Annotated in this window: 10 protein-coding genes; 7 read left to right on the forward strand and 3 right to left on the reverse strand. The window is 73.9% G+C overall.

All coding sequences use genetic code 11. The features are described 5' to 3' along the window. The first annotated feature begins 3 nt into the window (after positions 1-3). From RGE_RS04700 to ftsZ, 3 genes are all read left to right on the forward strand, one after another. Positions 4-792, forward strand: a complete 789-nt coding sequence (locus tag RGE_RS04700) for a cell division protein FtsQ/DivIB (protein WP_014427170.1) — start codon at positions 4-6, stop codon at positions 790-792. A 7-nt stretch (positions 793-799) separates the two neighbouring features. After that, positions 800-2,032, forward strand: a complete 1,233-nt coding sequence (ftsA, locus tag RGE_RS04705) for a cell division protein FtsA (RefSeq protein WP_009858061.1) — start codon at positions 800-802, stop codon at positions 2,030-2,032. A 76-nt stretch (positions 2,033-2,108) separates the two neighbouring features. Then, positions 2,109-3,341, forward strand: coding sequence for a cell division protein FtsZ (gene ftsZ, locus RGE_RS04710; protein WP_014427171.1), 1,233 nt, complete (start codon positions 2,109-2,111; stop codon positions 3,339-3,341). Between the two features lie 76 nt (positions 3,342-3,417). Here the strand turns inward: ftsZ and RGE_RS04715 are convergent, their stop codons facing one another. Further along, entirely contained in the window at positions 3,418-6,657 is a 3,240-nt protein-coding gene (locus RGE_RS04715) for an AAA family ATPase (protein ID WP_014427172.1), read from the reverse strand. Between the two features lie 218 nt (positions 6,658-6,875). Further along, positions 6,876-7,673, reverse strand: a complete 798-nt coding sequence (locus RGE_RS04720; RefSeq protein WP_014427173.1) for a M48 family metalloprotease — start codon at positions 7,671-7,673, stop codon at positions 6,876-6,878. Between the two features lie 348 nt (positions 7,674-8,021). Between RGE_RS04720 and RGE_RS04725 the strand changes: the two genes are divergently transcribed. From RGE_RS04725 to RGE_RS04740, 4 genes are all read left to right on the forward strand, one after another. Then, positions 8,022-9,356 carry a ferredoxin reductase family protein gene (locus RGE_RS04725; protein ID WP_014427174.1) on the forward strand — a complete coding sequence of 445 codons (1,335 nt, stop codon included), beginning with the start codon at positions 8,022-8,024 and terminating at the stop codon, positions 9,354-9,356. Between the two features lie 151 nt (positions 9,357-9,507). Continuing rightward, a complete protein-coding gene (locus RGE_RS04730; protein WP_014427175.1) occupies positions 9,508-10,044 on the forward strand; it encodes a YfiR family protein in 537 nt (178 codons plus the stop codon). Further along, the gene (locus RGE_RS04735) at positions 10,041-11,285 is read left to right on the forward strand and encodes a sensor domain-containing diguanylate cyclase (RefSeq protein ID WP_014427176.1); all 1,245 of its coding nucleotides are present in this window, start codon (positions 10,041-10,043) and stop codon (positions 11,283-11,285) included. Before RGE_RS04730 ends, RGE_RS04735 begins: the two co-directional genes overlap by 4 nt. Positions 11,286-11,314: 29 nt before the next feature. Continuing rightward, positions 11,315-11,818, forward strand: coding sequence for an OmpA family protein (locus tag RGE_RS04740; protein ID WP_043783805.1), 504 nt, complete (start codon positions 11,315-11,317; stop codon positions 11,816-11,818). A gap of 4 nt (positions 11,819-11,822) precedes the next feature. On the opposite strand, the gene RGE_RS04745 is transcribed toward RGE_RS04740, so the two are convergent. After that, positions 11,823-13,739 (reverse strand): B12-binding domain-containing radical SAM protein, encoded by a 1,917-nt coding sequence (locus tag RGE_RS04745; RefSeq protein ID WP_014427178.1) that lies wholly within the window; start codon positions 13,737-13,739, stop codon positions 11,823-11,825. Between the last annotated feature and the right edge of the window lie 10 nt (positions 13,740-13,749).

Raw genomic sequence — 13,749 nt, forward strand, 5'->3', positions numbered from 1 at the left:
GCCATGAGCCGCGCCGCCGCCCTGCCGCTGGCCGAACAACCGATGGACGTGCGCCTGATGAACGGCGTCGCCAGCGGCGTGTTCGTGCTCGCCGGCGCGGCGCTGGCTGCCGCCGCGCTGATGTGGCTGGTGCGGGCGCCGCTGTTCACGATCCGCGGCATCGAGATCGACGGCGACCTGGGCCGCAACAGCGTCAACACGATCCGCGCCAACGCGATGCCGCGGCTCAAGGGCAACTTCTTCAGCCTGGACCTGCAGCAGGGGCGCGAGGCCTTCGAGGCCGTGCCCTGGGTGCGCAACGCGGTCGTGCGCCGCGTCTGGCCCGACCGGCTCGCGGTGCGCCTGGAGGAGCACCGTCCGGCCGCCGTCTGGCAGGGCGAGGACGGCAACGACCGCCTCGTCAACACGCACGGCGAACTCTTCGACGCCAACGTCGGCGACGTCGAGGACGACGGGCTGCCGGTGTTCTCGGGCCCCGACGAGGAGGCGGCGACGGTGCTCGCGATGTACGCCAAGCTGCAACCGGTGTTCAAGCCGCTGGACGCCGAGCTCAGCGAGCTGCACCTGTCGCACCGCGGCTCGTGGAGCGTGGAGCTGGACAACGGCGCGACGCTGGAACTGGGCCGCGGCAGCGACGACGAGGTGCTCGCCCGCGCGGCGCGTTTCGTGCGCACGGTGCCCGAGGTGACGGCGCGCTGGCGCGCGCCGCTGGAATACGCCGACCTGCGCCACACCGACGGCTACGCCGTGCGGCTGCGCGGGGTGACGACGAAAACGAAGACGACCAACTGACACGAACATGGCCAAGGAATACAAGGATCTCGTCTTCGGCCTGGACATCGGCACCGCCAAGGTGATGGTGGTGGCCGCCGAAGTGCTGCCCGACGGCGAGCTGCGCGTCGCCGGCCTCGGCGTGGCGACGACGCATGGCCTGAAGCGCGGCGTCGTCGTCAACATCGACGCCACGGTGCAGAGCATCCAGCAGGCCTTGAAGGAGGCCGAGATGATGGCCGCCTGCAAGATCGACCGGGTCTACACCGGCATCACCGGCAGCCACATCCGCGGCCAGAACTCCACCGGCATGGTCATCGTGCGCGACAACCGCGAGGTGACGACGGTGGACGTGGCGCGCGTCGTCGAGACCGCCAAGGCGATCAACATCCCCAACGACCAGCGCCTGCTGCTCGTCGAGCCGCAGGAGTTCGTGATCGACGGCCACGAGGTCAAGGAGCCGATCGGAATGAGCGGCTCGCGGCTGGAGGTCAAGGTCCACATCGTGACCGGTGCCCAGAGCGCGGCCGAGAACATCCTGAAGTGCGTGCGCCGCTGCGGCCTGGAAGTCGAGCGCCTGGTGCTCAACCCCAGCGCCAGCGCCGCCGCGGTGCTGACCGACGACGAGAAGTCGCTGGGCGTGGCCGTCGTCGACATCGGCGCCGGCACCACCGACGTGCAGATCTACACCGACGGCAGCGTGCGCCACACCGCGGTGATCCCGATCGCCGGCGACCTGATCACCAGCGACATCGCGATGGCGCTGCGCACGCCGACCAAGGACGCCGAGGAGATCAAGGTCGAGCACGGCGTGGCCAAGCAGCTGCTGGCCGACCCGGCCGACCAGGTCGAGGTGCCGGGGCTGGGCGACCGTGCGCCGCGCATGCTGAGCAAGCAGGCGCTGGCCGGCGTCATCGAGCCGCGCGTCGAGGAGATCTTCACCCTCGTGCACCAGGTCATCCGCGAGAGCGGCTACGAGGAGCTGCTGTCCTCGGGGATCGTCATCACCGGCGGCTCGTCGGTGATGCCCGGGATGATCGAGCTCGGCGAGGACATCTTTCTGAAGCCGGTGCGGCGTGGTCTGCCCACGTACCACGCCGCGCTCGGCGACATGGTCGCGAATCCGCGGTCGGCCACCGTCATGGGGCTGCTCGAGGAGGCGCGTCTGGCACGGCAACGCGGTCACAAGGCCGCGGCCCAGGCGGGGTCGGTGACGACGCTGCTCGGCCGCGCCAAGGACTGGTTCCTGGGCAATTTCTGAGAAGGACCCGTGACGAGGTCCCGTTTCATTCCGTCAAGTCAACCGTCTGGCAACTGCATTCATTAGGAGGCTCCACATGCCCATCGAAATGATCGAGGAATTCGACCAAGGCACGCAGATCAAGGTGATCGGCGTCGGGGGCGGCGGCGGCAATGCCGTCGAACACATGATCGCCCAGGGCGTGCAGGGCGTGGACTTCATCTGCGCCAACACCGATTCGCAGGCCCTGCACCGCAGCGGCGCGGCCACCCTGGTGCAACTGGGCACCAGCGGCCTGGGCGCCGGCGCCAAGCCCGAGGTCGGCCGCTCGGCCGCCGAGGAGGCCGTCGACCGCATCCGCGAATCGATCACCGGCGCGCACATGCTGTTCATCACCGCCGGCATGGGCGGCGGCACCGGCACCGGCGCGGCGCCGGTCATCGCCCGCGTCGCCAAGGAGATGGGCATCCTGACGGTGGGTGTCGTCACCAAGCCCTTCGAGTTCGAAGGCAAGCGCCGCGGCAAGCAGGCCGACGACGGCGTCAGCGAGCTCGAAGCCAACGTCGACAGCCTGATCGTCGTGCTCAACGAGAAGCTGCTCGACGTGATGGGCGAGGACGTGACGCAGGACCAGGCCTTCGCGCACGCCAACGACGTGCTGAAGAACGCCGTCGGCGGCATCAGCGACATCATCCACATCCCCGGTCTCGTCAACGTCGACTTCGAGGACGTGAAGACGGTGATGAGCGAGCCCGGCAAGGCGATGATGGGCACGGCCACGGCCAGCGGCCCGGACCGCGCGACCAAGGCCGCTGACGCCGCCGTCGCCTGCCCGCTGCTCGAAGGCATCGACCTGTCGGGCGCGCGCGGCGTGCTGGTGCTGATCGCCGCGAGCAAGGCGACCTTCAAGCTCGCCGAGAGCCGCAACGCGATGAACACCATCCGCCGCTACGCCGCCGACGACGCCCACGTCATCTACGGCACGGCCTACGACGAGAGCCTGGGCGACCAGCTGCGCGTCACCGTCATCGCCACCGGCCTGAACTCGGCGCGCCGCCAGGAAACCCGCCCGGCGCCGCCGCTGGCCGTCGTGCAGCAGGCGCCTGTCGCGCAGCCCGTGCTGCGCACCGGCACCGACAACCTGCCGATCCTGACCCAGGCCGCCGTCGGCGCGGCGGCCCCGGCGCCGGCGCACGACTACGCCGGGCTGAACACGCCCAGCGTCTGGCGCAGCGGCCGCAGCCAGGCCGCGGCCAAGGTCGACGCGCTGGCCAGCAACGGCATGGACGAGATCGAGATCCCGGCCTTCCTGCGCAAGCAGGCTGACTGAGATCCGGCGCAGTCACGGTTGACCAGACGGGAAGGGGCGGCCCCCAGGGCCGCCCCTTCGTCGTTTGTGCGCCAGCCTAGCCGCGCGTGACGGGCAGCGCCCGCCGTGCCGCCGCGGCGCGCAGCGCGACGTTGACCGGCTGGCGGTGCAGGAAACCTTCGACGAAAGGCGCCGGCACCTGCGGCAGCGCGTCGCGGTGCACCCAGTCCAGCGCCGTCGCCAGGCAGCGCTGCGCGGCGTCGCCGCGGCCGCCGCGTTCGTAGGCCTCGGCGCAGCGCAGCAGCAGCGCCGGCAGGTAGTAGTGGGCAGAACGCGCCTGCAGCGTGCGGTGCTCGGCCGCCGCCGCGGCCGCCGCGGCCTGCCGGTCGGCCAGCAGCGCCAGCGTGCGTGTCGCCACCTCCGCGGCCTGCGGGAACAGCGCCGCCGCGTCGGCGCGGCGCTCCAGCTCGTGCAGCAGGTCCAGGCGCCCGGCTTCGCAGGCCAGCTCGACTTCGGCCTGGATGCGGTGGGGGTCCTCGGCGACGCCGGTCGCGGCGGCCTCCTGCCACAGCGGCGCCGCCGGCTGTCCGGTGGCCGCGGCGACCGCGGCGCGCAGCACGAGCTGGGCGGTGCGCAAGGCCCCGGGCGGCGCCTCGCTCAGGCCCTGCACGCAGCGGTGGGCGCGTGCGCCCTGGCCCAGCGTCAGCCAGACGCGCGCCAGCAGGCCGAGCGCCAGGTTCTGCTGCAGCGGGCTCGTCGCCAGCGCCCCGGCGGCCGCCTCCAGCAGCTGCAGCGCCTCGGCATAGCGTCCCAGCCCGCCCAGAAAAAAGCCCAGCGACGCCCGGTTCCACCAGGCCAGCGTCGCGGTCAGCTCGATCTCGGTGGCCAGCCGGTCGGCCTCGCGGCCGTGCTCCACCGCCCGCGCCAGGTCGCCGCGCCGCGCGTGCAGGTTCGACAGGTTCATCAGCGCCGCCAGCTGCTCGGTCGCCGAGCGCGTGGCGCGCGCCAGCGCCAGGTGCTGCTCGGCCACCGGCAGCGCCTCGCCGCTGCGGTTCACGCGGATCAGCAGCGTCGCCAGGTTGCCGTGGAACTCGCAGCGCAGCACCGGGTCGGCGAGCTCGGTGATGCGCGTGCGCCAGCGCTGCATCAGCGCCAGCGCCGCCTCGGCGTGGCCGCGCATCGCCTCGATGTTGGACAGCAGCGAGCTGGCGCGCACCTGCACCTCCTCGCTGGCGTCGGGCGTGGCCAGCGCCTCGCGCGCGGCCTGCTCGGCCTCGTCCTGGCGCCCGCCCCAGAACAGCGCCATCGCCAGCGCGGTCAGCGCCAGCGCCGCCGACGGCCGGCCGCGGCTGGCCTGCACCAGGGCCTGCGCCTCGTCGATCGCCGCGCCGACGCCGGCGCTGGGCAGCAGCGCGCCGACGCGGCGGATGCGCGTCTGCAGCGCCGCCTCGTCGTCGCCGGCGGCCTCGTGCGCCTGGGCGCAGGCTTCGAGCAGTTCGCCTTCCTCGCGCGGCCGGCAGGCGGCCCGCGCGTCCTGGGCCGCAGCCGCGAAAGCCGCCGCCGCGGCGCGGTGTTCGCCGGCGTCGCGCCAGTGCCGCGCCACGCGTCCCGGCGCCACGCCGCGCCCGGCCAGCGCCGCGGCCACCTGGCGGTGCGTGTGGCGGGCGATGACCTGCGGGATCGCGGCCAGCACCGCGTCCTGGATCAGGTCGTGCGCGAACTGCTCGCCGCGCAGTACCTGGCTCTGCTCCAGCTCGTGCCAGGCGCCGGCCAGGCGCAGCGCGGGCGCGCCCAGCACCTGCTCGGCCAGCGGCAGGTCGAAGTCGGGCGCGGCGATCGCCGCCACGCGCGCCAGCGCCAGCGCGTCGGGCGACAGCCGTGCCAGGCGCAGCTCGACCAGGTGCGCCAGCGCCCGCGGCACCGGCAGCGTGCCCTCGGGCAGGCCGTCGCGCCAGGCGGCGCGCAGCGTCTCCAGCACGAACAGCGGGTTGCCGCCGCAGCGCTGCAGCAACTGGCCGGCCAGGGCCTGCGCCTGCGAGGGCGCCAGGTCCAGCCCCTGCAGCAGCTCGGCGAGTTCTGCCGCCTCCAGCGGCCCGAGCAGCAGGCGGCGCGTGCTGCCGCTCTCGATCAGCGCGGCGAGCGGGTCGTCGGCGCCGTGCGGCGGTGGCCGGCGGGCGAGGATCCAGTGCAGCGCCGCCTCGCCGGCCAGCGTCAGCAGCGTCTCGATGCTGGCGCGGTCGGCGAAGTGCAGGTCGTCGACGGCGACGACGCTCAGCCCCTGCCGCTGCGCCGCGGCGAGGCAGTGGCGCAGCAGCGCCGGCAGGCGCTCGGGACGGGCCGGCGCGGCCTCGGCCTCGGCGGCGTCCAGCCGCTGCAGCAGCCGCATCAGCGTCGCATAGGGCAGGCCTTCGTCGCCGGGGCGGGCCTGCACGTGCAGCGCGTCGGCGCGGCCGGCCAGGTGCTCCTGCAACAGCCGCGTCTTGCCGATGCCGGCGTCGCCGACCAGCAGCACCACGGTGCCGTCGCGTTCGGCCGCGGCGAGCTGGGCCAGCGCCTCGCGGCGCCCGGCCAGCCGCGGCGGCCGCAGCAAGGCGGCGGGCACCGGCCGCACCGGCGCCAGCTCGCCGCCGCGGCCACGTTCGACGGTGGCCAGCAGCGCGCGTGGCTCGGCGTCGGGCCTCAGGCCCAGTTCGTCCTTCAGCAGGCGTTCGCAGCGCTCGAAGGCGGCCACGGCGCCGGCGCGGTCGCCGCGCAGGTGGTGCAGGCGCATCAGGCGGCGGTGGGCGTGCTCGCTCAGCGGCTCCAGCGCCAGCAGGCGCTCGGCGCAGCGCAGCGCCAGCACCAGGGCGCCGCCGTGTTCGGCGGCCGCGGCGTGTGCGGCCAGGGCTTCGCGCCAGGCGGCGCGGCGCGCCTCGCGCTGGCGGTCCAGCCAGTCGGCCAGCGCCGGACGGGCGCTGAAGTCGCAGCCGGCCAGCCATTCGCCCGGCACGGCCTCGGGGTCGGCGGCCAGCGCGCCGAAGTCCTCGGCCGGCAGTTCCAGGTCGGCGGCGAGCGCGAAGCGGGCGCCGGTCTCCACCAGCCGGGCGCCGCTGGCCTTGCGCAGCCGGTGCACACGCTGGTGCAGGTTGTTCAGCGCGCCGCGTTCGCCGGCGTCGGGCCAGACCAGCAGCGCGACCTGGCGGCTGTCACGGCCCTCGGGCGCGGCGGCCAGCGCCAGCCAGGCGGCGTCGGGCGCGATCAGCGCCAGCGTGCGGCCCTCGGGCGTGGCTTCCCGCAGCCGCGGCGCGCCGCTCAACAGCAGCTGCCAGCGGCGGGGCAGGGCGACGGGCTCAGCCATCGCATCGGGCGCCGCCCGGTGCCGGGCGGCCTGCAGTGGGGTGCATTCAAGAATCTCCTTGCGCACAGCGGCGACCGGGTCGGTGTACGCGCCGGGCGCTTACCCGCCTCTTATCGGCTGCCGTGCAGCATGCCCAGCCGCCGGCCGCAGCGAAATCCCCAGGCGGCGCAAACGAAAACGGCCGCCCGAAGGCGGCCGTTCCAGGCGCTGCGAAAGCCTCAGAGCGCCTGCACGGCCTGGCTGCGCGCGAGCGTGCCGGCGGTGGCGTTCTGCGCGTCCATGCAACGGCCTTCTGCGGCCGGCGTGGCGCGCAGCACGCCCAGCGCGACCTGCTGGGCCTGCGGCTTGGCCGCGCCCAGCGCCTGCAGCGAGCGCACGCCGAAGGCGTCGGCCTGCAGTTCGAAGCGCTTGTTCAGGCCGGCGACCAGGCAGGTGCCGAAGCCCAGGCCGGCGTCGGCGGCGGCGCCGCTGGCGACGACCGAGGCGCTGATCGTCGGCAGCATGCCGAAGCCCAGCACGCTGGTGGCGTAGAAGCCGGTGGACAGCAGGCGCAGCGCGGCGGTGCGGGTGCCGTGGCGGTAGACGCCGTGGCCGAGTTCGCGCGACAGCGAGAAGGTCAGCGCGTCGGGCGTGGCCTTGTCGGCCAGCGCGGTGCTGACGGTGACGACGTAGTGCGGCGCACGCAGGCGGCTTTGCTGCAGATCGGTGGCGGGCTTGCCCTGGGCCGGGTCGACGGCGGAGACGATCACGTCGCCGAGCCAGTCGCGGTCCATCCAGCCGTCGTCGTCCACGCGCTGTGCGGCGTAGATGCTGCGGCAGGCCGGCGCGCGCAGGCGTTCCAGGCGCGCGGCGGCGGGGTTGGCCGATTCGTCGACCAGCAGCACCGTCAGTTCACCCGGGGCGAGCGTCAGGCCGGGCAGGCCGGCGCAGTCGACACGCTGGGCGAGGTACTTGGGGGTGCTCGCGGGGACGGCAGGCGTGGTGGCGAGCAGGGCCGGGGCGGCCAGGGCCGTCACGGCCGCTGCTCGGATTGCGTTTTTCATGAGGTCCTTCCTTACTGCTGCGGGTGTGGCCGCCTGCAGGCCACGAATGCTTGCCAGTAGATGAAAATTTCTGTCAAGCTGCCGTTACAGTCTATCGACTGTTATCCATCAATTATCTGGGCTCATATCAAAGGACTTGTCCCAACGCAGGATAGACGCGCATTCGAGGGTTTGCGCGCGTGGTCCTGGCGCCACGGTGGTCGCCCGCGCCGCAATGGGGCGTGACGGCGGGGCGTCGGCGCCACGCCGGCCGGCCGGTGTCTTAAGACCGCCTTCACCTCGCCCGCGCAGCATGACGGTATCGACTTCCGAGAGACCGTCATGAAAACGATCCGCACCACCTTCGTCGCGCTCGCCGCCGGGCTGAGCGCGCTGTGGCTGGCGGCCGAGGCCTCCGCGCTGCCGGCCGCGCAAGGCGTCTTCCCGTGGCGCAACCTGCTCGTGCAGTACAGCGGCGTGCTGGGCATGGGGCTGATGAGCGTCGGCATGCTGCTGGCGCTGCGCCCGGCCTGGCTGGACGAACGCCTGCACGGCATGGACAAGGGCTACCGCCTGCACAAGTGGCTGGGCATCGCCGGGCTGGCGCTGTCGGTGGCGCACTGGCTGTTCGCCAAGGGCCCGAAGTGGCTGGTCCAGGCCGGCTGGCTGGAGCGCCCGCAGCGCGGGCCGCGGCCGCAGTTCGAGCCCGACAGCCTGCTCGCCCTGCTGCAGGGCCTGCGCCACCCGGCCGAGGAGATCGGCGAGTATGCCTTCTACGCGATGCTGGCGCTGATCGCGATCGCGCTGATCAAGCGCTTCCCGTACCGGCGTTTCTTCCAGACCCACCGCGCGATGGCGCTCGTGTACCTGGTGCTCGTCTTCCACTCGGTGGTGCTGACCAAGCCCGAATACTGGCTGCAGCCGGTCGGCCTTGTGCTGGCCGCGCTGATGGCGGTGGGCACGGTGTCGGCCTTCATGAGCCTGGCGCGCCGCATCGGCCGTGCGCGCCGTGTCGAAGGCCGGGTCGAGAGCGTCGAGTTCCAGCCGGGCACCCAGGTCACCGCGGTGACGGTCCAGCTCGGCGAGGGCTGGCGCGGCCACGACGCCGGCCAGTTCGCCTTCGTCACCTTCGACGCCGCCGAGGGCGCGCACCCGTTCACCATCGCCTCGGCCTGGGCCGGCGACGGCCGGCTGCGCTTCCTGATCAAGGCGCTGGGCGACTACACGCGCACGCTGCCGCAGGCGCTGAAGGCCGGCGACGCGGTCGCCGTCGAAGGCCCTTACGGCCGCTTCCGCTTCGAAGGCGAGCAGCGGCGCCAGGTGTGGATCGGCGCCGGCATCGGCGTCACGCCTTTCGTCGCCCGGCTGCAGGCGCTGGCGCGCCGGCCCGACGGCCGCACGATCGACATGTTCCACCCGACCGCGGCGGTCGACCCGGTGGCGCTGGCCCGGCTGGAAGCCGATGCCGGGGCCGCCGGCGTGCGCCTGCACGTGCTGCAGGACGGCCGCGACGGTCGCCTCGACGCCACCCGGCTGCGCCAGCTGGTGCCCGACTGGCTGCACGCCGACTTCTGGTTCTGCGGCCCGGCCGCCTTCGGCGAGGCCCTGAAGCGCGACCTGGCCGCCGCCGGCCTGCCGGCGGGGCGTTTCCACCAGGAGCTGTTCGAGATGCGCTGAGCGTGCAGGACGCACGCCCGCTGACCCGCGCGAATGAGGGGGGCGGCGGCGCGCTCGGGCATCGCGCCGGGGGGATCATCGGCCGGGGCGGCCTGCCGCCCGCCGTCGCGTGGCAACCAGGCTCCGCGGCGGGCCAGACGACCGCCCTCCGATGACCGACTCCCGCCTCCTCCGCGCCCTGGCCACCGGCCTGCTGCTGGCCGTCGTGATGCCGTTGCGGGCCCAGGAGCTGTCTCCGGTGGCCGAGAGCCGCTCGGCGCTGAGCCCGGCGGCCATCGTGCTGGGCATCGTGCGCTACACACGCTGGCCGTCCGACGCGCCGCTGCGGCTGTGCGTCGGCGAAGGCAGCGGCGCCGAGCTGCGCGCCCAGCTCGAACGCACGCCCGACCCGCGCGGCCTGGAGATCGTCGAGACGCCGCGCCACCTTCCGCCGCCGGCCGCCTGCTCGGTGTTGCTCTTCGACGGCTGGCCGCCGGTGGCGCACCGCGAGACGCTGCGCCGCCTGGCCGGGCAGCCGGTGCTCACCATCGGCTGGGGCCACGAGTTCTGCAGCGACGGCGGCATGTTCTGCCTGCAGCGCATCGGCGACCGCCACAGCTTCGAGGTCAACCTCGACGTCGCCGCACGCAGCGGCCTGCGCGTGCATCCGCAGGTGCTGCGCCTGGCGCGCCCGGGGCCCAAGGCATGAGCACCGCCGGCGCCACCAAGCTGCCGCTGGCCACCGTGCTGCGCCAGGGGCAGCTGCGTGTCGCGCTGGCGGCGCTGCTCGTCGTCTGCAGCGTGGTCACGCTCGGGGCGGCCTGGCAGCTCAAGGGCGAGCAGCGCCACAGCCTGGACCTGATCGGCCGCTCGATCGCCTACTCGACCGAAGCTGCCGTCGCCTTCGCCGACGACGCCGAGGCCTCGCGCCTGCTGGCCGGCATCGGCAGCGCCGAGCGCCTGGACTCGGCGCGCATCGTGCTGGGCGACGGCCGCGAGTTCGCGCACTACGAACGTGCGCCGGCCGGCGCGCTGGACGGGCTGCAGCGCCGGCTGTCGCCGACGCTGGAACTGCCGATCGTCGTCGACGGCCGCGACGCCGGGCGCCTGGTGCTCAGCGGCGACGCCGGCTTCCTGCGTGCGCTGCTGCTGTGGGCGGGTTTCGGCGCGCTGTTCGGCGTCGCGGTCACCGCGCTGGCCGTGGCGGCCACCGCGCGCCGGCAGGACGCGCTGGTGCTGCAGCCGCTGCTGGCGCTGTCGCGCACCACGCGCTCGATCCGTCAGGCGCGGGCTTTCGGCCGCCGCGTCGAGCCGGTCGCGGTGGCCGAGCTCGACGCGCTGGCCGGCGACTTCAACGCCCTGCTCGACGAGGTGCAGGCCTACGAGGCCGAGCTCGTCGCGCGCAACGAGGCGCTGCGCCAGGCCTACGAGGCGGCGGCGCAGCAGAGCCGGCGCGACGCGCTGACCGGCGTGGCCAACCGCCACGCTTTCGAGGAGCGGCTGGCCGAGGCGCTGAGCCGCGCCCGCCGCGAGGGCGAGCGTGTCGGCCTGCTGTTCGCCGACGCCGACCGCTTCAAGGCCGTCAACGACGAGCACGGCCACGAGGCGGGCGACGCCGTGCTCTGCGCGATCGCGTCGCGCCTGAACCGCGGCGTGCGCCAGCACGACCTGGTTGCGCGGCTGGGCGGCGACGAGTTCGTCGTGCTCGTCGCGCCGCTGCACTCGCGCGACGAGCTGGAGCCGATGCTGACCCACCTCGAGGCGCTGGTGCGCGAGCCGCTGCCGCTGCCCGGCGGCCTGCTGCTGCGTCCGTCGGCCAGCCTGGGCGCCGCCGTCTTCCCCGACGACGGCGACGGCGCGGCCGAGCTGATGGCCGCCGCCGACCGCGCGATGTACCGCCGCAAACACGCCGGCCGCAACCGCCCCGCCGCCACCGACGCCCCGCCATGACCGACTGCCGTCTGTACCCCCCGTCTCCCGTGCCTGACCGCCGCCGCCGCGCGGCGCTGATCGCCCTGGCGGCGGCCGCCGTCGCCGGCTGCCAGGCAACACCGCCCGCGGCGCCGCCGCGCCCGCGCTTCAGGCCCGAGCAGGTGCGCACGCTGCAGGATCTGGGTTTCCGGCCCGAGGGCGAGGACTGGCAGCTCGATTTGTCGATGGCGCTGCTGTTCGGCTTCGACGCCGACCGCCTGCAGCCGCCGCAGACCGAACGTCTGGGCCGCATGGGGCGGGCGCTGGCCGAGGCCGGCATCCGCCGCATGCACGTCGAAGGTCACACCGACAACGTCGGTGCCGCGGCCTACAACCAGGCCTTGTCGCTGCGCCGCGCCGCCAGCGTCGCGCGCGCGCTGGCCGGCGCCGGATTCGACGCCGCCGGCCTGCAGGTGCGCGGCCTGGGCGCCGAGCGCCCGATCGCCGACAACGACAGCGAAGCCGGCCGCGCGCAGAACCGGCGGGTGACGCTGATCGTCGTCGCGGACTGAGGCCTCAGCGCCGCTCCAGCGCCCGCGCGATGCGCCCGCGCGGCACCGTCGGCTTGGGCACACGCTGGTCGAACCAGCTGCGCACGTCGGCGTCCAGGCCGATGCCGTGCATGTAGTTGTAGATCGCCTTCTTCAGCGCCGTGCCCAGGCGGTCGTGGTCGACGCCGGTGGGGTCGACGAAACCGACGTCGTTGCGCGCGAACGTCGTCGGCGGCAGCGGCTGCAGCGTCACGCCGTAGGCCGCCGGGTCGCGGCCGACCGGCGAGTGCACGGTGCAGGTGAAGCGGTGGAAGAAGCCCGACTGGATGCAGCCGGCCTCGAACAGCTGGCGCACGTACTCCAGCGCGTCGACCGTGTCCTGCACGGTCTGCGTCGGGAAGCCGTACATCAGGTAGGCGTGCACCAGCACGCCGGCGTCGCTGAAGGCGCGCGTGACACGCGCCACCTGCTCGACCGACACGCCCTTCTGCATCAGCCCCAGCAGCCGGTCCGACGCCACTTCCAGCCCGCCGCTGATCGCGATGCAGCCGCTGTCGGCGAGCTGGCGGCACAGTTCGGGACTGAAGCTCTTCTCGAAGCGCACGTTGCCCCACCACGAGATCGACAGCTGCCGGCGCTGCAGCTCGGCGGCCAGCGCCTTCAGCGACTTCGGCGGCGCGGCTTCGTCGACGAAGTGGAAACCCGTCTGCCCGGTCTCGGCGACGATGGCCTCGATGCGGTCGACCAGCGTCGCCGCGCCGGCGGCGTCGTAGCGCGAGATGTAGTCCAGGCTGGTGTCGCAGAAGCTGCACTTCTTCCAGTAGCAGCCGTGCGCCACCGTCAGCTTGTTCCAGCGCCCGTCGCTCCACAGCCGGTGCATCGGGTTGAGCATGTCCAAGAGCGACAGGTAGCGGCCCAGCGGCAGCCCGTCCCAGGTCGGCGTGCCGACTTCGGCGAAGGGCACGTCGGCCTCGCCGATGTCGTGGTGGCGCACCACGCCGCCTTCGTCGCGCATGAAGGTGCGCACCAGGCGCTGGCGCGAGCGTTTGCCGGCCCAGTGCTCCAGCAGCGCCAGCAGCGGGCGCTCGCCGGCGTCCAGCGTCACCGCGTCGACGTAATCGAACAGCCGCGCGTCGGACAGCTCGCGCAGCTCGGTGTTGACGAAGCCGCCGCCCAGCGCCACGCGCAGCCCGGGCTGCACGGCCTTCATCGCCTGGGCGATGCGCAGCGCGCCGTAGACCGAGCCGGGGAAGGGCACGCTCAACAGCACGACGTCGGGCCGGTGCTCGGCCAGCGCGTCGCGCGCCAGGCGCTCGAGCGTCGCGTCGACGAGATTCGGCGGCGCCGCCAGCGCCTGCGCCAGCGGCTCGAAGCTCGGCTGGCTGGCGGCCAGCGATTCGGCATAGCGCACGAACTCGAAACGGGCGTCGACGGCGTCGCGCAGCACGTCGGCCAGATCGTCCAGGTACAGCGTTGCCAGGTGGCGCGCGCGGTCCTGCGTGCCCAGCGCGCCGAAGGCCCAGGCCAGCGGGTCGCCACCTTCGGGGTCGTCGGGGTCGACGTAGACGTCCAGCGAGCAGAAACGCGCGCCTTCGGGCAGGAAGGCGCGGCCGGCGATGCGGTGCGCCAACGTCGCGTCGCCGCCTTGCAGGAAGCGGATGGTCGGCGTGATCGTCGACGCGTAGCGCTCGAACTGCGCCTCGAAGGCGTCCAGCCGCGGCGTGCGGCGTTCCGGCGGCAGCGCGGCGGCGGCCGCGCGCACGGCGGCGAGTCCTGCCGGCGTGAACAGCTCCAGCACCAGCGCCAGCGCGAGGTCGGTCTGCATCGCGGCGATGCCGCGCGAACGGAGGAAGCCGGTCAGGTAGGCGGTCGAGGGGTAGGGCGTGTTCAGCTGCGTCATCGGCGGGATGACGGCGAGCACGCGGAGGTCTTGGGCGCTCATCGGTGGCGGG

Origin of the sequence: Rubrivivax gelatinosus IL144 (assembly GCF_000284255.1) — a bacterium.
Taxonomy (GTDB): Bacteria; Pseudomonadota; Gammaproteobacteria; order Burkholderiales; family Burkholderiaceae_C; genus Rubrivivax; species Rubrivivax gelatinosus_A.